We start from the raw sequence: 18164 nt of genomic DNA, 5'->3' as shown, positions 1-18164 counted from the left end.
ACCGGGTGCCTGCTCAGGCGGCGGCGCCGACGAGCCCCCAGGTCTGCCGCGCGATCTCGGCTTCCTCGTCGGTGGGGACCACGAGAACGGCGACCCGGGAGTCCGGCGTGCTGATCCGGCGCGGCTCGGCAACCCCGGACGCGGCCTCGTTGAGCGCGGCGTCGAGCCGGATCCCGAACCACTCGAGCCCCGCGCACACGCCCGCCCGCAGCGCGGCGTTGTTCTCGCCGACACCCGCCGTGAACGAGATCACGTCGGCCCCGCCGAGCGCGGCGAGGTAGGCGCCGAGGTAGTGCCGGATCCGGTGGGTCGTCACATCGATCGCGAGCTGGGCCTGCGCGTCGCCCGCGTCCGCCGCCGCGCGCACGTCGCGGAAGTCGCCCGTGCCGGCGAGCCCGCGCAGCCCCGATTCCGAGTTGAGGAGACGGTCGAGCGCGTCGACGTCGAGCCCGGCCTCGCGGTGGAGATGGAAGAGGATCGAGGGATCCAGATCGCCCGATCGGGTGCCCATCACGAGCCCCTCGAGCGGGGTGAGCCCCATCGAGGTGTCGACCGAGCGCCCCCCGTCGACCGCGCACATCGACGCGCCGTTGCCGAGGTGGAGCACGATCTGCTTGAGCTCGGCGAGCGGCCGCTCGACGAACCGCGCGGCACGGGCCGAGACGTACTGGTGGGAGGTCCCGTGGAAACCGTAGCGGCGGATGCCGTGCTCCGCGGCAACGCGGCGGTCGATCGCGTAGGTGTACGCGGCGGGCGGCATGGTCTGGTGGAAGGCCGTGTCGAACACGGCGACGTGCGGCACGTCGGGGAACGTCGCGCGGGCCGCCACGATGGCCTGGTGGTGCGCCGGGTTGTGGAGCGGGGCGAGCACGCCGAGCGCGAGGATCCGCTCCGCGACGCGGTCGTCGATGATCGTGGGCTCGAAGAACTCGTCGCCGCCCTGCACGACGCGGTGGCCCACTGCGGCGAGCGCTGAGCCGTCGAGCGGCTGCCCGGCGCGCTCGAAGGCGCGCTCCATCTCTGCGAAGCCTGCCGTGTGGTCCGGGATCGGCAGCTCCTCCTCGAGCGTCTCCCCGGCGCAGCGGTGCTTCACGCGCCCGAGGGAATCGCCGATCCGCTCGACGAGCCCGCTCGCGAGCCGCTCCCCGCTCTCGGGGTCGATGAGCTGGTACTTGAAAGAGGAGGATCCGCTGTTGATGACGAGGATCTTGCTCATGCGCCCGCGTCCTCTCGCATACCGGCCTGCACCGCCGTGATGGCGACGGTGTTCACGATGTCGGCGACCGTCGCGCCGCGCGAGAGGTCGTTCACGGGCTTGTTGAGCCCCTGCAGCACGGGCCCGACGGCGACCGCGCCCGCCGAGCGCTGCACGGCCTTGTAGGTGTTGTTGCCCGTGTTGAGGTCGGGGAAGATGAAGACCGTCGCGCGGCCCGCCACCTCGGAGCCCGGCATCTTGGAGGCGCCCGTCGCGGGATCGCTCGCCGCGTCGTACTGGATCGGCCCCTCGATCAGCAGATCGGGGCGCGCGGCGCGGGCGAGCGCGGTCGCCTCGCGGACCTTGTCGACGTCGGCTCCGGAGCCGGACTCGCCCGTCGAGTAGGAGAGCATCGCAATGCGCGGCTCGACGCCGAACTGGGCGGCCGTCTCGGCGGAGGAGATCGCGATGTCGGCGAGCTGGGCCGCGGTGGGATCCGGGTTCACGGCGCAGTCGCCGTAGACGAGCACCCGGTCGCGCAACCCCATGAAGAACACGCTCGACACGACCGAGACGCCCGGCTTCGTCTTGATGAACTCGAGGCTCGGCCGGATCGTGTGCGCCGTCGTGTTCGCGGCCCCCGACACCATCCCGTCGGCGAGGCCGAGCTGCACCATCATGGTGCCGAAGTAGCTGCCGTCGGCCATGATGTCCCACGCCTGCTCGGGTGTGACGCCCTTGTGCGCGCGGAGGCGCGCGTACTCCGCGGCGAAGCGCTCGCGCTCGGGGGCGCGCAGCGGGTCGATGATCTGGGCGGCGTCGAGCGCGAGGCCGAGCTCGCCACCGCGCTTGCGGATCGCGGCGGCGTCGCCGAGGAGCGTGAGGCGCGCGGTTCCGCGGGCGAGCAGCGTGCTCGCGGCGCGGAGGATCCGGTCGTCGTGGCCCTCGGGGAGGACGATGTGCGAGTCGGCCGCGGCCGCGCGGTCGAACAATTCGTAGGCGAACATCACGGGCGTGCGCACGCCGCCCCGGTGGAGGCGCAGCCGCTCACGGAGGGTGGCCGTGTCGACGTGCTGCGCGAAGAGCGCGAGCGCCGTATCGAATTTGGCCGGCGACTCCTCGGTGAGGAGCCCGCGCGCGGACGAGATGCGGCGCACCGTGTCGAAGGTGCCCGAGTGGGTGCGGATGATCGGGAGCGTCGAGTCGATCCCGTCGAGCAGCCGCGAGACGTCCGCGGGGAGGGCGAATTCACCGTTCAGCACAACGGCGGCGATCGTGGGGAAGGTCGGCGCCTCGTGGGCCATCGTCACCGCGAGGAGCGTCTCGGAGCGGTCGGCGGCGATCACGACGACGGATCCCTCGAGCAGCCGCGGGAGCACGTTCTCCATCGACATCCCGGCGACGACCACGTCGCGGACCTCGCGGGCGAGGAGCTCGCCCGATCCGCGCTCGAGCGTGCCGTCGACGGCCGCGAGCACCTCGGATACGGGCGGCGCGACGAGCAGCAGCTCCTCCGGAACCGACCAGACGGGCACTCCCGCGGGCAGCACGCCGGTGACGGCGCGATCAATCTCCGCGAGCCGCTCGGGATCGGCGCGGTTCACGAGTGCCGCGAGCACCGTGGCGTGCTCGGCCTGGAGCTCGACGAGCCCGAGCTCTGCGAGCTGCGCGATCTCGGCGGGGGTGCGGGCAACCTGCTGGCCGAGATATTCGGCCTCGTCGGAGGAGCGGCCGCCGAGCACGAGGAGCACGGGGGTGTCGAGATTCGCCGCGATGCGGGCGTTGAACGCGAGCTCGGTGGGCGCCGCGACGTCCGTGAAGTCGGAGCCGACCACCACGATCGCGTCGCAGCGGGCGCGGAGGGCCTGGTAGGCGGCGACGATCCGGGCCATGGCGGCGTCGGGATCGGCGTGCGCGTCGTCGTAGGTGACGCCCACGCAGTCGGCGTAGGGCACGTCTGCGGTCGCGCGGCGCAGGAGCATCTCGAGCACGCGGTCGGGCTCGCTCGCCGAGCGGATCAGGGGGCGGAACACGCCCACTCGCGGAGCGTCGGCGCGGAGCGCATCGAGCACTCCCAGCGCGACGGCGCTCTTGCCGGTCCGGCCCTCAGCCGACGTCAGGTAGATGCTCGCTGCCACAGCCTTCAGTCTATGCGGCCGCCCATGGGCGACTCAGCGGGGGCGCGCGAACGGCGGCCCGGTCCGAAGAAACTCCGGAACCGGGCCGCCGTCGCCGGGCCGCGCTGAAGATCCCTCACGGCCGGCTCGGGATCGGGATCAGCCCCGATCCTCCGCGCGTCGTGCCGCAGCGAAGCCCGCGGTGAAGCCGCGTTCGAAGCCCCGCGGGTGCGGGCGGTGCCCGTCGTGCGGGTGCGGGAAGTGCCCGGTGTGGGGCTGCGGGAAGTGCCCGGAGTGCGGGTGGTGATCCGCCTGCGGGTGCCGGCACTCGGACCCGGCGCCACGGCCGCGGTGGTCGTGACCGCGATGCTCGTGACCGCGGAAGTCGTGACCGGGGTGCATATGCCCACGGTGGCAGTGACCACCATGGTCGTGGTCACCGTGGTCGTGCCCGGGGTGCATGTGCTCACGGTGGCCGTGACCGCGGTGACCTCGGTGACCGCGGTGGCCGCGCGGGCCTCCGTGGCCGCGGTGCCCGCGCGGGCCGCGACGCGGAAGGCGGAGCCCCTCGGTCCACCCGAGCTCCCGGGCGAGCGACTCGAGCGTGGCGCGCGCCGCCTCGAGCTCAGCGGCGGGGACGCTCTCCGAGATGCGGAGATCCGCCGCGCTGAGCGCCGCAGCGGCGCGCTCGCGCACGGTCTCGCCGGCCTCGGTGAGCTCCCACCCGTCGGCGGTGGCGGCGATCCAGCCGCGCGCCTCGAGTTCGAAGAGCCGTTTGCCCCCGCGGGCGAGCCGCTCGCGCAGGCGCTCCGGAAGCTCGTCGGCGGCGAGCCCGCTCAGGATCCGGAACTCGCCTCGGGTGACGCCCGCGGCGGCGAGCGCCGTGGCCCGCTCCCGAGCGATCATCGCTTCGGCGATGCGGAGCCAGGAGGCGAGGGAGCGCGGCGCGTCGGCGTCGGCGCCCGTGAGGGCTTCGGGAACGGTGGGGTCGTTGGACGCGGTCGGCTGAGCGGGGTCCGCGGGATGAATGAAGTCTGGGTTCTGCATGATCTGCATGTCCTTTCGTGCGGGCCCCTGCCCGCGATATATGTCACTGTGCATGTATATGTATGGTGACATGGAAATACATACATGTCAAGGTGCATGTAAAATTCTCAGCATGGACCCCCTCGCGCACGATCCGGCTCCCGAGCACGATCCCTCAGCCATCGCGGAGACCGACGCGGTCATCGCTGCGCTCGCCCGGCTCCGCGGCGCACGCGGCGGACGACGCCACGGCGGCCCGGGCGGCTTCCCGGGCGCGCACGGCCCCGGGGGCTTCCCCGGGTCGCACGGGACCGACCCCCGACTCGCGGGCGGCCCCGAGGGCCGTGGCGACGACGAGGGCCATGGCGACCCCTGGGCCGGCCGCGCGGGCGGCGAGCACGGCGCGCGGGGCCCGGGAGCACGCGGCCCACGCGGAGGGTTCGGCGGCCCCGCCCTGCTCCGCCTGCTCAGCACACTGGCGCACGCCACGGAACCGCTCACCGTCAACGAGATCGCGGGCGAGATCGGCGTCGACCAGCCCCGCGCCTCGCGCCTCGTGCAGCAGGCCGTCGAGCGCGGCTTCGCGGCCCGGGAGGCCGACCCGGAGGACGCCCGCCGCACCCGCGTGCGGATCGCACCCGCGGGCGAGGACGCGGTGCACGGCTTCCGCGGCCGCCAGCGGGCCGAGGCCAGCGCGGCGCTCGCAGCGCTCGACCCCGCGGAGCGCACCGAACTCGCGCGACTCCTCACGAAGCTCGCCGAAGCGTGGCCGCGCCACGAGGAGCCCGGCTCCCCCGCCTGATCCGCGGAGCGCCGGGAAACGAAAAGACTCCCTACGTACCCGCTAGAGCCCGAGTACCCTTGCTTCGTTTCCGACCTGGGGGAGTTCCTCGAGATAGCGCCACGTAGGGAGCCGTTCCAGTGTAGCGGACTATTCGCCCGTCTCGCGCGGCGCGTCACCCGGGCGCGCCTCGTCGGCATCGGTCGCACCGCTCACCGCATCCGCGGTCCGAGCCCGCGCGCGGGAGCGCGCCGCGACGACCGCGACCACAGCGGCGCCGAGAATGAGCAGCCCGCCACCCGCGAGCAGCCAGGGCAGCGTCGACGCGCCACCGGTCTGCGCGAGCGGGGGCTTCGCCGCGTTCGGCGCGGGAGCCGGTTCGGGCTTCGGCTCGGGCTTCGGCTCCGGCTCCGGCTCGGGCTTCGGCTCCGGAGCGACGGCGGCCGTGCGCACCTCGAGCGTCGCACTGCGCGTCGCGCCGACCGCGTTCTCGGCCGTGACGCGCACGGTGTACGCCGTATCGGCAGCAAGGCCCTCGAACACCGCCGAGGTCGCGGGAGCGGGGAGGCTCAGCGGGGCATCGCCTGCCGCCCGCGTCTCCGCCGCGGCGGGGATCAGCTCGGCGCGCACGGCCGTCGCATCGGCAACGGGCGCCCACGCGACGGCGATGCGCTCGGCGGTCACCTCGGTCGTGCGCAGCCCCGACGGGGTGGCGGGCGCCGCGGGCAGCGCGCCCAGCAGGCCGACGGCGTCGACGATGCCCTCGCCGAACACGGTCGCGTCCGAGAACCCGGCGGCCGTGTACGGGTTCACCGGACCGCCCTCCGCGGTGCCGCGTGCCGTCTCCAGCACGCGCGCGGTGAGATCCGCCCCCGAGATTCCCGGGGCGTAGGACTTGCCGAGTGCGGCGACGGCCGCGGCGTTCGGCGCGGCGGCCGAGGTGCCGAAGAAGCGGAACTCCGCGTCCCCGGGCTCCCCGGCGAAGAAGGTGGTCTGCGTGCCGTCGACCGATGCGAGGTTCGGTGTGTTCACGACGACCGGGCTCGGGAGCGGAGCTGAGGGGAGCGCGGGCCCGTCCGGTGTGAAGCGCACGGGCTCGAAGTACAGCGTGGCCGGACCGAGCGAGCTGTAGGGGCGCAGGCTCGTGGGGTCCTCCCAGTCGAGCGAGGCCACGCTCACCGCGGAGCCGTCGGCCGCGTGCCCGAAGGTCGTCGGCCCGACGAGATCGCCCGCGCCGTCGCCGAGGTGGGCCCGCGAGGTGATCGAGTCGCCCCCGCGCAGGAACGAGAAGAGCACGGCGGGCGCCGGGGCCGCAGCGTCGTGCCGGGTGCGCACCATCACCGCGCGGATCTCCGATCCGGCCGCGGCGGTCACCGCGCCGGTCGCGCCCGGGTAGTACGGGCTCAGCTGGGGCACGACGGCGATCAGCGCGGGGTCGCTCGCGCCGGGGTCCACCTGGTAGAAACGCCACTCGTACGCCGTCGTGATCCCGAGGAAGGGCTCGGCGATCGAGCCGAGCACCCGCAGATTGGCGTCGGGATCGCCCGGTTCCCCATCGAGCGTCAGCGTGTCGTAGGGCGTCTCGACGGTCGGATCCGGATCGAAGTCGAGGCAGTCGATGCCGGTCGCGCCCTCGAGCGGGTCGCCCGCGCCCTGCGCGAGCCAGCTCGGGCAATCGGTGGGGCGGTAGGCGGAAGTGCTCCACGAGGAGATCGGGCGCCCCGCGGACTCACCCTCCGAGCCCACGCCCGTCGAGTTGCCGGCCGAGGTGAAGTACGCCACACCCTGGACCTTGGCGTCCTCGATCGCGCCCGAGATGAAGCCCTGCTGGTACGCGGTCTCCTGCGGCCAGGTGATGTCGTCGACGATGATGTCGGCTCCCGCTTCGACGAGCGCCGAGATGTTCATCGCCATCTCGAGGTCGTTCCGCCCCGCATCCGCGAAGAGGATCCGCGCGCCCGGCGCGACGCCGTGCACGAGCTGCGCCATCGCGCGCCCCTCGTCCGAGCCGCCGACGGCGTCGGAGACGATCTCGACCGGCGTCGTGTAGCCGCACGGGTTGTCGGCGCCGGGGAGCGCGCCCGAGGCGACGTCGTCAGCCCAGGACGTGGGGGACGCGACCGAGCCGAAGGAATCGGAGATCACGCCGACGGTGACACCGGCGCCGTCCACCCCAAAGAGCTCGCGCGCCTCGGCGGAGCGCAGCGGCCCGTCCGCCTCGATCGGCACGGGGGTGCAGCGCTCGGCCGGGGCGGCGAGCGACGCGTCGGCCTCCGCGCGCAGCGTCTGGGCCCCGCCCGCGGTCGCCGAGCGCAGCTCCGCGCCGGTGAAGGGCTTCAGCGCGGGCGTCGCGCTCAGCACGCCTGGGAGCGCCTCGACGTCCGAGAGCGTTGCGGGGTCCACGCGGATCGTCGCCGCAGGGAAGATCGTGAGCACCTCGTCCACGATGCTGAGCTCGGCGAGAGCCGCGAGCGTCGCTTCGTCAGGCGTCTGGGCGAAGAGCACGGTCGCCACGACGCGCTCGGCCTCGTCGGTCTGCAGGCTGCCGCCGCCCTCGACCGGGAGCGCGGCGGCCTCGGCGAGCTCGGCAGCGCCGGAGGCGCCCGTCTCCGCGGCCTCGACGAGCCGATCGGTCAGCGTCGTCACGGGAGACTCGGGCTCGGGTTCCTGCGCGTGGGCCACGGGCCCTCCCAGCAGGACGAGCAGCGGGATCACCGCGCACGCCGTCAGTCCTCGGAACATGCCTGATCGCATCTGTGCTTCCTCTCCCCGCCGCAGCGCGGTCCCCCTGAGCGCAGACGCGCCAGGGCCGATGTTAGCGAGAAGTCTGGATCATGTCCAGGATTTTTCGCACGGCAGAGCAGGACGCCCCGGCCGGGGCCGGGGCGTCCTGCTGCGCACGTGGGGCGTGCGGCCCTACTCGGGCCGGGGCTCCCCCGACTCGGCGTCCGGCGGAACGGCGACGGAGCCGGTGACCACGGCCACGCTCCCCGTGAGCTGCTCCTCGAGGTGCGTCTCGTCCACCTCTCCCGCGAACTGCGCCTGGTGCAGCGCGTAGTACGCGCCGCGCCGCGCGAGGAGTTCCTCGTGCGTGCCCTGCTCGACGATCTTGCCGCGCTCCATCATGAGGATCGTGTCGGCATCGCGGATCGTGGAGAGCCGGTGCGCGATCACGAAGGAGGTGCGGTCCGTACGGAGCGCACTCATCGCCTGCTGCACGAGCACTTCGGTGCGGGTATCGACCGAGGAGGTCGCCTCGTCGAGGATGAGCAGCGACGGGTTCGCGATGAACGCGCGCGCGATCGTGAGCAGCTGCCGCTCGCCCGCCGAGAGCGAGGAGCCGTTCTCCGAGATGACGGTGTCATAGCCCTCGGGGAGCTGGCGCACGAAGCGGTCGACCATGGTGGCCTGCGCCGCGGCGACGACCTCCTCGTCGCTCGCGTCGAGCCGCCCGTAGCGGATGTTCTCGCGGATCGTGCCGTCGAAGAGCCACGCGTCTTGGAGCACCATGCCGACGTGGCCGCGGAGCTCCGCGCGCGAGAGCTTCGTGATGTCCACACCGTCGAGCAGGATCCGCCCGCCGTCGAGCTCGTAGAAGCGCATCACGAGGTTCACGAGGGTGGTCTTGCCCGCGCCCGTCGGCCCGACGATCGCGACCGTGTGCCCGGGGCTCGCCTCGAGCGACAGGTCCTCGATGAGCGGCTGCTCGGGGTCGTAGCTGAAGCTCACGCCGTCGAACACGACGTGCCCGTCGGTGCGCTCCGGCAGATCCGCCTCGGCGGTGTCGGGATCCTGCTCATCGGCGTCGAGCAGCTCGAAGGTGCGCTCCGCCGAGGCGACGCCCGACTGGAGCATGTTCGCCATGCCCGCCATCTCGCCGATGGGCTGCGCGAACTCGCGCGAGTACTGGATGAACGCGGTCACGTCACCGAGCGTCATCTGACCGGCCGTGACGCGGAGCGCGCCCGCCACCGCGATGAGCACGTAGCTGAGGTACTGCACGAACTGCATCGCCGGCATGATCGTGCCGGAGAGCGCCTGCGCGCGGTACGCCGCGGCGAAGAGCCCCTCGTTGCGGCGGTCGAACTCCTCGGTCATCTCGGCGTCACGGTTGAAGATGCGCACGAGCTCGTGGCCGGTGAACGACTCCTCGATGTGCCCGTTGAGATCGCCCGTGTACTTCCACTGCGCCACGAAGAGCTTCTGCGCGCGCACGCCGACGACGCCCGCGATGATCCCCGAGAGGGGCAGCGCGATCAGGGCGATCAGGGCGAGCTGCCACGACACGACGAACATCATGGCGGTGATGCCGATCACGGTGAGGAGCGACTGCACGAGCTGGGAGAGCGCCTGCTGCAGCGCCTGCTGGATGTTGTCGACGTCGTTCGTGACGCGCGAGAGCACGTCGCCGCGCTGGCGTCCGTCGAAGAAGCTCAGCGGGAGGCGGTTGATCTTCGCCTCGATGTCCTGGCGGAGCTGGTAGACGACCCGCATGACGAGCTTGTTCAGCAGGAAGCCCTGGAGCCACATCAGGAAGGACGCAATGAGGTAGAGTCCGAGCACGACGAGGATGAGGCGGCCAAGGAGCCCAAAGTCGATGCCCTGGCCGGGCACGACGCCCGAGCCCTCGAGCATGTCGGCGAACTGGTTCTCGCCCCGGTCGCGCGCGACCGAGATGATCTGGTCGAGCGGCACGCCGCTCGGCAGGTCCTTCCCGAGGATGCCGTTGAAGATCACGTCCATCGCCTGGCCGAGGATCTTCGGAGCGATCACGGTGAGCACGACCGAGCCGATGACGAGCAGCACCACGAGCGCGAAGAGCCATTTCTCGGGTGCGAGCAGGCCGACGAGGCGCTTGGCCGCAGGCCAGAAGTGCTTCGCCTTCTTCGTGGGCTGGCCGCCCGTCCAGTCGTCGTTGTCGGGCTGGTAATCGTCGGGAAGCTCGAACTCCTCGACGGCCGCGGACTTCGCGGACTTCCGGTCCTTCGTGGCCATTACGCCGCCTCCGCCTCTTCGAGCTGCGATCGAACGATCTCCTGGTACACCCCGTTGGTCTCGAGGAGTTCCTCGTGGGTGCCGCGTCCGACGATCTCCCCCGCCTCGACGACGAGGATCTGGTCCGCCTCCGTGATCGTGGAGACGCGCTGCGCCACGATGATCGTGGTCGCCCCCTGCGTCGCGCTCGGCAGCGCCGCCCGCAGTCGGGCGTCGGTGGCCACGTCGAGCGCGGAGAACGAGTCGTCGAACAGGTACACGTGCGGCTTCGCGACGAGCGCCCGCGCGATCGACAGGCGCTGGCGCTGGCCGCCGGACACGCTCGTGCCGCCCTGCGAGACGGGCTCCTCGAGTCCCAGCTCCTTCTCACGGACGAAGTCCTCGCCCTGCGCGACGCGGAGCGCGTGCCACAGCTCCTCATCCTCCGCGTCGGCCTTGCCGAAGCGGAGGTTCGAGGCGATCGTGCCCGAGAACAGGTAGGGCCGCTGCGGCACGAGGCTGATCGTCTCCGCGAGCTGCGCGCGGGTGAGCGCCGAGACCGGGGCGCCGTCGATCGTGATCGAGCCGTCCTGCGCATCGTAGAGACGCAGCATGAGGTTGAGGAGCACGGTCTTGCCCGCGCCGGTCGAGCCGATGATCGCGGTGGTCTTCCCCGCCTCGGCGACGAAGCTCGCATCGCGGATGACGGGCTGCTCGGCCCCCGGGAAGCCGAAGCTCACACCGGAGAACTCAATGCGCCCGGCCTGCGGGGTCGGCTGCGTCTCGGCGGTCGGGAAGGTGAGCGTCGACTCGGTGTCGAGAAGCTCGCGGATGCGCTCGGCGCACACCACCGCGCGGGGGATCATCATCGTCATGAAGACGCCCATCATCACGGCCATGAGGATCTGCAGCAGGTACTGCAGGAAGGCGGTGAGCGAGCCGACCTGTACGATGCCGGCCTCGACCCGGTGCCCGCCGAACCAGAGCACGGCGGCGGTCGCGACGTGGAGCACCATCATGATCACGGGGAACATGAGCACGAAGATGTTGCCGACCCGCACCGACACGTCGGTGATGTTGCGGTTGGCGGTCTCGTAGCGATCGGCTTCGAAGTTCTCGCGGACGAACGCGCGCACGACGCGGATGCCCATGATCTGCTCGCGGAGCACGCTGTTGATCGCATCGACCCGGTCCTGCATCGTGCGGAAGAGCGGGAGCAGGAGCCACACGAGGAAGCTCACGATCACCGCGAGCACCGCGACCGAGACCCAGACGAGCCACGACATCCCGGCGTCCTCGCGGAGCGCCATGATGACGCCGCCGATCGCCATGATCGGCGCCGAGACCATGAAGTTGAGCGCCATGAGCACGAGCATCTGGATCTGCTGCACATCGTTCGTACCGCGGGTGATGAGCGTGCCCGCGCCGAACTTCGTGGCCTCGAGCGTACTGAGCGAGTCGACCTTGCGGTACACCTCGCGGCGGAGGTCGCGGCCGATCCCCATGGAGGTGCGCGCACCGAAGTACACGGCGACGACGGCGGTGAGCAGTTGGCCGAGCGACACGATGAGCATGAAGCCGCCCGTGCGCCAGATGAAGCCGGTGTCGCCCTTGGCGATGCCGTCGTCGATGATCTGGGCGTTCAGGCTCGGCAGCCACAGTGCGGCGATGGTCGACAGCAGTTGCAGCACGAGCACGGCGACCACGAACGGCCAGTACCGTTTCGCGTGCCGGAGGGTCAGGGAGATGAGGGCCACGAGGATCCTTTCGTCGCGCACGGATCGACGCGGTCCACGCAGGGCGGGCACGGAAGCGATCGACGGAGCAGGCGAAAACACTACCACCGACGCGCCCGGGATGCGAGGCTCCCGCCGCGATTCGCGGGATCCCCCCGCTCGCCCCCGGTTACTCGCCCGCGGCGGCCGACTGCACCTCGGCGACTTCGCGATCGCTCAGCACCCGCCACGGCGAGTTCTGCGGGAGCACGAGCGCGGCGTCCGGGCTCTCCCCCTTCGTCCACCAGCGGGCCTCGTAGCCGATCCCGTCGAAGATGACGCGATCGCCCTGGCGGTACTCCGTGCCGTGGTCCCACGCCGGGTAGACGCCCGCGGGCAGCTGCGGCCGCTCGATCGGCTTCTCCCCCGGGAGCACGGGGCCGAGGAGGCGCCAGGGCTGCGCTCCGCTCTCGGTCGGCTCGTCCGGCTGCTCGTTCTGGGTCCACCACTTCGCCTCGTAGACGTTGCGGCGCCACACGACCTTGGTCTCGGCGGGGTACGCGGCGTCGGCGTTCCAGACGGGGTAGGGGCTCGTCTCGGGATCGTCGACGACCTCGCCGCGCGCGGGCGCCTCCGGCTGCGGGGAGGGCGCGATCTGCGCGATCGCACCGTGGCGCTCCCCCGCGAGCGTGCGCGCGAAGCGCTCGTCGCCCTGGTCGACGCCGCTGCACGAGTCGGAGACCTGCTTCGGATCGGGCCAGTTCGCGTCGCAGCTGCGGTCGCGGTTGAGCGACCACATCGAGAGCCTGCCGAGCCCGTTCTCCGCGGCGAAAGCCGAGAGCGCGCGGGCGTCGGCGAGCGTGAACACCTCGTCGCGCACGTCGTTCTGCCCGATCATGGGCGTCGCGCCGATCCGGCTCCACGCGGTAGCCTCCCCCATCGGCACGCCGGCGGCCTGCGCGAGCGAGCGGAGCTGCGCGTGCATCGCGGTGAGGCTTCCGCGGACGGTGTCGATGAGCGGCTCGTCGAGCCCGGAGTTGTAGTTCATCGTCATGGCGTTCACTCCCGCGACGGTGACCCCGGCGTCGAGGTAGCTGCGCACCGCGTCGAGCCCCTCCGCCGTGAGCCCGTCGGGCGCCACCGGCAGCGTGAGCCAGACGTCGAGGCCGTCGCTCGCGCCCGCCTGCACCTCGCGGATTGCGCGCGCCTGGCGCTCGACCGCGGCCGCGTCGGCGAGCATCTCACCCTCGAGGTCCATGTCGATGCTCGCGAGCTCGTAGCGGTCGACCACGGAGCGGTACCCGTCGGCGAGCTTCCCGGCATCCGTGCACTCGAGCGCGAGATCGGAGTTCGCCTGCCCGCCGAACGACACCATGGCCGAGCCGCCGAGGTTCCGCAGACGCGCCAGCCGCCGGTCGAGGTCGAGCATGTCCTCAGCCTCGTCGAGGCCGTACACCCCGCCCCAGGCGGGGCGGCACGCCGCATCGGGATCGCCCACGACGAAGGCGAGCACGACGTTCTTCGGCCCGTCGCTGCCCGGGCTCTCGAACGCGAAGCTCGGCGTCGCCGTGACATCGACGTAGCCGTCGCTCCAGGGCTGCTGCTCGCTCGCCTCGCGCTGATCCTGCCACCAGCCCCAGCCGAACACGGCCCCGAACGCGAGCGCGGCGACCACGACGATCAGGATGGACAGGCGCAGCCACGACAGCCGTCGCCCCGGAAACCACTTCGACATTCTTCCCCACCGCTTGGACATCGGGACCGGACCCCCGGAGATATTCGGTGGCGCCCGATCGCCAGCCTCCCGGATAAGATCATGGTGACACACTCGGGCCCGGAATCGGCAGGTTTCCCCCGAGTGCGCGTCGCGCCACGGGGAGAGTGGCGCGCCACCGCTGGGGATGGAGGAGTTCGCGTGCCAGAATCGTCCCAGCAGCGTGCCCGCCGGAGGCAATGGGGTGCGGAGCACCGCGCCGAGCCGCTCGCGATCGTGCCCTCGCGGCCCTCGCCCGCCGCCGTCGTCTGGGCGCGCCTCGCGATCGTGATCACGGTCGTCTCCTGGTTCCTCTACATGCTCACGACGATCATCCGCATGGTCATCGAGGGCCCCAAGGAGTCGTTCGTCTTCCACCTGCAGACCTGGGTCTACGGGCTCACGGTCACGGCGCTCACGTTCTCGGCGATCATGTACCTCACCGCGCGCTACGGCGCGCTCGTGCGGTTCCGCGAGCACCGCCGCGTGGAGCGCGCCCTGCTCGACGAGCACTTCGCGCGCTCGGACGACCGTGTGACGGTGCTCATCCCGAGCTACGACGAGGAACCCGACGTCGTGCGGTACACGCTCTGGTCGGCCGCGCTCCAGGAGTTCCCCGACATCCGGATCGTGCTGCTCATCGACGATCGCGCCGAGGGACTCACGGGCGAGCCGCTCGCGCGCCTCGAGCGCACGCGCTCCCTGCTCGGGGAGATCGCCGCGGAGCTCGAGGAGCCGCGTGCGTCAGCGCAGGCGGCGCTCGACGCGTTCCTCGCTGAGGCGCCAGCAACGCCCAGCCCCGCGGACGCGAAGCGGGCGGCCGATGCCTACGCGGACGCCGCGACCTGGCTCGACACGTTCGCCGGCACCGAGGAGATCGACGAGCACATGGGCGAGTTCTTCGCCGAGCACGTGCTGCTGGGGCTCTCGAACGACCTGCGCCTCACGCGGCTCGCGCTCGACGCCGCGCACGATCAGGGCGCGGCGCCCGACTGGGAGCGGCTGCGCCAGCTGCACCAGCGCCTCGTGTGGATCTTCAGCGCCGAGCTCGGCTCCTTCGAGCGGAAGCAGTACGCCTCCCTCTCGCAGGAGCCGAACAAGGCGATGAACCTGAACTCGTACATCTCGCTCATGGGTGGGAACTACCGGATCGCGCGCGAGACGGGCGAGCAGATCCTCGAGGAGCTCGGCGTCGATGAGGATCCCGCGAGCGCCGACCTCGTGATCCCCGACTCGCGCTACCTCCTGACGCTCGACGCCGACTCGCAGCTGCTGCGCGAGTACTGCCTGCGGCTCGTGTACCTGCTCGAGCAGCCCGAGAACGAGCGGGTTGCGGTGACGCAGACGCCGTACTCCTCGTTCCGCGGCGCGAGCACGCGCATCGAGCGGATCGCGGGGGCGACGACCGATCTGCAGCACATCCAGCACCAGGGCCTCACCTACTTCGGCGCGACCTTCTGGGTGGGCGCCAACGCGGTGATCCGCACGGCCGCGCTCGACGACATCGCGGTGACGCAGACGGTCGGCGGCTTCGAGATCACCACCTACGTGCAGGATCGCACCGTCATCGAGGACACCGAGTCGAGCATCGACCTCGGACTCCACGGCTGGACGCTCGAGAACTATCCCGAGCGGCTGAGCTACAGTGCGACGCCGCCCGACTTCGGCTCGCTCGTGGTGCAGCGCCGTCGCTGGGCCAACGGCGGCCTGCTCATCATGCCGAAGTTCTTCGAGATGATCCGTGCGCGCAAGCACACCCCGGACCGCGTGCGCCTCACGGAGAAGCTGCTGCGCAGCAACTACATGTCCTCGCTCGCGTGGGCGAGCTTCGGGCTCCTGTTCCTGCTGTTCTTCCCGTTCGACTCGCGGCTGCTCAGCCCCCTCGTGATCGCGGCCGCGCTGCCGTACTTCATCTCGATGGGCCTCGACCTCCGCGCGAGCGGGCACCGCTTCGGCGACATCTTCCGGATCTACGGTTTCAACCTGATCCTGCTCCCCGTGAACCTCGCCGGCGTGCTGAAGTCGCTCCAGCAGGGCGCGACCGGGTCGAAGATCCCGTTCGCGCGCACGCCCAAGGTCGTGGGCCGCACGGCGGCGCCCGGCCTGTACGTCACGCTGCCCTTCATCATCGTGGGCTTCTCCGTGCTCACCGCGGTGCGCGATTCCGCGGTGGGGAACTGGGGCAACGCAGCCTTTGCCACCTTCAACGCGATCATGGCCGCCTGGGCGATCGTCGCGTACATCGGCATCCGCGCGGCCATCGCCGACGCGAGCCTCGGGCTCGTCGGCTGGCTCTACGTGCCGATCAAGCCGAAGCGCGCGAAGCAGGAGTCGCTCGTCGATCCCACCGCGACGGTCAACTGGCAGGCGATCCTCTACCACGGCGATCGCCGCCTCCGCCGCGACCTCGCGCGCACGAGCGACCGCCGCCGCCGGCTGAGCAGCGTGCGCGCCGATGTGCACGATCACAGCGCGCCCGTCGAGGTGCCGCCGCAGCAGCCGACCGGCCGCGCCCGGCGCCGCGCTGCGCGCCACGCGACCCGCGCCGAGTAGTCCGAGCAGGGGTTCGTCCCCCGCCGGGGGTCCGACGCTGACGAGCTCCGAGCTCCGAGCTCCGAGCGGCAGCGCGGCGCCGATCCGGCCCCGGACATGCACAAGGGGGCCCGCTCCGAAGAGCGGACCCCCTATTCGCGTATCGCGAAGAGCTTAGACGAGCTTGACGCCCGCGCCAGCCTCCTCGAGCTTCGCCTTGGCCTCCTCGGCGGCATCCTTCTTCGCGCCCTCGAGCACGTTCTTGGGAGCCTCCTCGACGAGAGCCTTCGCCTCGCCCAGGCCCAGGCCGGTCAGCTCGCGCACGACCTTGATGACCTGGATCTTCTTGTCGCCAGCCGACTCGAGGACGACGTCGAACTCGTCCTTCTCCTCGACGGCCTCAGCAGCGCCGGCAGCCGGAGCAGCAGCAACCGCAACCGGAGCGGCAGCCGAGACGTCGAAGGTCTCCTCGAAGGCCTTCACGAACTCGGAGAGCTCGATGAGGGTGAGCTCCTTGAACTGCTCGAGCAGCTCTTCAGTCGAAAGCTTAGCCATGATGTATCTCCTTGATGTTTGCCCAGGCACTGACGTGCCTCAGGCGGGGTTTTTGTACGTGAAACGGCGTGAGCCGTTCCTTACGCGTCCTGCTTCTCCTGCAGCGCGCCGAAGCCGCGTGCGGCCTTGGCGGGCAGGGCAGCGAACAGCTGTGCTGCACCGACGAGCGAGGCCTGCATGGCGCCTGCGGCCTTGGCCAGCAGCACCTCGCGGCTCTCGAGATCGGCGAGCTTGCCTACCTCAGCGGCGGTAAGCGGCTTGCCATCGAAGTAGCCAGCCTTTACCACCAAAAGAGGGTGTGCCTTGGCGAAGTCACGCAGAGCCTTGGCGACCGCGACGGTGTCACCGTGCACGAAGGCGAGAGCCGAAGGACCGGCGAGCTCGTCATCGAATGCGGTGATCCCGGCGTTGTTGGCCGCAATCTTGGTCAGCGTGTTCTTCGCCACAGCGTACGTCGCGTGCTCGCGGATGCTGTTGCGGAGTTCCCGCAGCTCAGCAACCGTGAGACCGCGGTACTCAGTCAGCAGAACGGCGCCCGACTCTTCAAACTTCTGCTGAAGATCGGCGACCGTAGCGTCCTTCGTAGCCATGGCGCTCCCTAGCTTGTTGTACCCGAGCGGCGGATGCCGATCGAGGGCCGTGCCTGTCGGAGCTCATCGTGAAACGAAAAAAGCTCCGGCGCGCACGCACGGAGCTTCATGAATCCGGGGGAAACCCGCCGGTCAAGGAGTTCTGCACCTGCGCTGGTCTCTGCTCTCGCAGACGTTCCGGGATTCTTGCGAACCCTACCGGCGGTCTTTGGCCGTCGATAACTCTAGCACACTTCCCCCGCACTCGATACGCTGCGGGGAAGACGCGCGGCGATCCCGCGCGAGAGGGAGGCGACGTGGAGAAGATCACGCTCACGAAGACGCTCGCGAGCTACGCCGCGCGGCGCGGGGAGTTCCGCGAGCTGATCGTCCCGCCGATGCGCTACCTGATGATCGACGGCCACGGCGATCCAAACACCGCGCCGGCGTTCGCCGAGGCCGTCGCCGCGCTCTACCCGCTCGCCTACGCGCTGAAGTTCGCGAGCAAGCGCGAGCTCGGCCACGACTACGTCGTCCCGCCGCTCGAGGGGCTCTGGTGGGCCGAGGACATGTCGGCGTTCACCTCGTCGCGCGACAAGTCGCGGTGGAGCTGGACGCTCATGCTGCTCGTCCCCGAGTGGATCACGCCCGAACTCGTCGCCGCGACGGCCGCGGCGGTCGCCGCGGGGAAGCAGCCGCCGCAGCGCCTCGACGAGGTGCGGCTCGAATGGCTCGACGAGGGGCGCTGCGTGCAGACCCTGCACGTGGGGAGCTTCGACGCCGAGGCGGAGACCCTCGCGCGGCTGCACGACGAGATCATCCCCGGCCTCGGCGCCCGCCTCACGGGGACGCACCACGAGATCTACCTGAGCGACCGCCGCCGTACCGCCCCCGAGCGCATGCGCACGATCCTCCGCCAGCCAATCACGCCGGCCTAGCGCCGTGAC

The 18164-nt window shown here is 71.2% G+C and carries 12 protein-coding genes and 1 other RNA gene; 3 read left to right on the top strand and 10 right to left on the bottom strand.

Annotated elements, in window-relative coordinates; genetic code table 11:
* Window positions 1-13: 13 nt before the first annotated feature.
* The 3 genes from U874_RS0103505 to U874_RS14645 form a co-directional block, all read right to left on the bottom strand.
* The gene (locus U874_RS0103505; RefSeq protein ID WP_025133163.1) at window positions 14-1216 is read right to left on the bottom strand and encodes an acetate/propionate family kinase; all 1203 of its coding nucleotides are present in this window, start codon (window positions 1214-1216) and stop codon (window positions 14-16) included.
* On the bottom strand, window positions 1213-3333 hold the full coding sequence (gene pta, locus U874_RS0103500; RefSeq protein ID WP_025133162.1) for a phosphate acetyltransferase: 2121 nt from the start codon (window positions 3331-3333) through the stop codon (window positions 1213-1215). Before pta ends, U874_RS0103505 begins: the two co-directional genes overlap by 4 nt.
* 138 nt (window positions 3334-3471) lie before the next feature.
* Window positions 3472-4359 (bottom strand): hypothetical protein, encoded by an 888-nt coding sequence (locus tag U874_RS14645; protein WP_157834200.1) that lies wholly within the window; start codon window positions 4357-4359, stop codon window positions 3472-3474.
* A gap of 112 nt (window positions 4360-4471) precedes the next feature.
* Between U874_RS14645 and U874_RS14990 the strand changes: the two genes are divergently transcribed.
* Window positions 4472-5140, top strand: coding sequence for a MarR family winged helix-turn-helix transcriptional regulator (locus U874_RS14990; RefSeq protein WP_025133160.1), 669 nt, complete (start codon window positions 4472-4474; stop codon window positions 5138-5140).
* Window positions 5141-5159: 19 nt separating this feature from the next.
* Here U874_RS14990 and ffs read toward each other — a convergent pair.
* From ffs to U874_RS0103470, 5 genes are all read right to left on the bottom strand, one after another.
* Window positions 5160-5256: signal recognition particle sRNA small type (gene ffs / locus U874_RS14985), an RNA gene on the bottom strand.
* Window positions 5257-5269: 13 nt separating this feature from the next.
* Window positions 5270-7873 (bottom strand): S8 family serine peptidase, encoded by a 2604-nt coding sequence (locus U874_RS14090; protein ID WP_157834199.1) that lies wholly within the window; start codon window positions 7871-7873, stop codon window positions 5270-5272.
* Between the two features lie 162 nt (window positions 7874-8035).
* A complete protein-coding gene (locus tag U874_RS0103480) occupies window positions 8036-10114 on the bottom strand; it encodes an ABC transporter ATP-binding protein (protein ID WP_025133158.1) in 2079 nt (692 codons plus the stop codon).
* Window positions 10114-11850: an ABC transporter ATP-binding protein gene (locus U874_RS0103475; protein ID WP_025133157.1), complete on the bottom strand. Its 1737-nt coding sequence runs from the start codon at window positions 11848-11850 to the stop codon at window positions 10114-10116. Before U874_RS0103475 ends, U874_RS0103480 begins: the two co-directional genes overlap by 1 nt.
* A 148-nt stretch (window positions 11851-11998) precedes the next feature.
* Window positions 11999-13543: a chitinase gene (locus tag U874_RS0103470; RefSeq protein WP_025133156.1), complete on the bottom strand. Its 1545-nt coding sequence runs from the start codon at window positions 13541-13543 to the stop codon at window positions 11999-12001.
* Between the two features lie 180 nt (window positions 13544-13723).
* On the opposite strand from U874_RS0103470, the gene U874_RS0103465 reads away from it, so the two are divergent.
* Window positions 13724-16114 (top strand): glycosyltransferase family 2 protein, encoded by a 2391-nt coding sequence (locus tag U874_RS0103465; RefSeq protein WP_369802345.1) that lies wholly within the window; start codon window positions 13724-13726, stop codon window positions 16112-16114.
* 153 nt (window positions 16115-16267) lie between these two features.
* Here U874_RS0103465 and rplL read toward each other — a convergent pair whose 3' ends face one another.
* The gene (rplL, locus tag U874_RS0103460) at window positions 16268-16648 is read right to left on the bottom strand and encodes a 50S ribosomal protein L7/L12 (protein WP_025133155.1); all 381 of its coding nucleotides are present in this window, start codon (window positions 16646-16648) and stop codon (window positions 16268-16270) included.
* Between the two features lie 80 nt (window positions 16649-16728).
* A complete protein-coding gene (gene rplJ, locus U874_RS0103455; protein ID WP_025133154.1) occupies window positions 16729-17238 on the bottom strand; it encodes a 50S ribosomal protein L10 in 510 nt (169 codons plus the stop codon).
* Window positions 17239-17534: 296 nt separating this feature from the next.
* On the opposite strand from rplJ, the gene U874_RS0103450 reads away from it, so the two are divergent.
* Window positions 17535-18155 (top strand): GyrI-like domain-containing protein, encoded by a 621-nt coding sequence (locus tag U874_RS0103450; RefSeq protein ID WP_025133153.1) that lies wholly within the window; start codon window positions 17535-17537, stop codon window positions 18153-18155.
* The last annotated feature ends 9 nt before the right edge of the window (window positions 18156-18164 follow it).

Source organism: Leucobacter sp. PH1c, assembly GCF_000633415.1.
Classification (GTDB): domain Bacteria; phylum Actinomycetota; class Actinomycetes; order Actinomycetales; family Microbacteriaceae; genus Leucobacter.
This window is presented reverse-complemented; position numbering and strand designations above follow the sequence as displayed.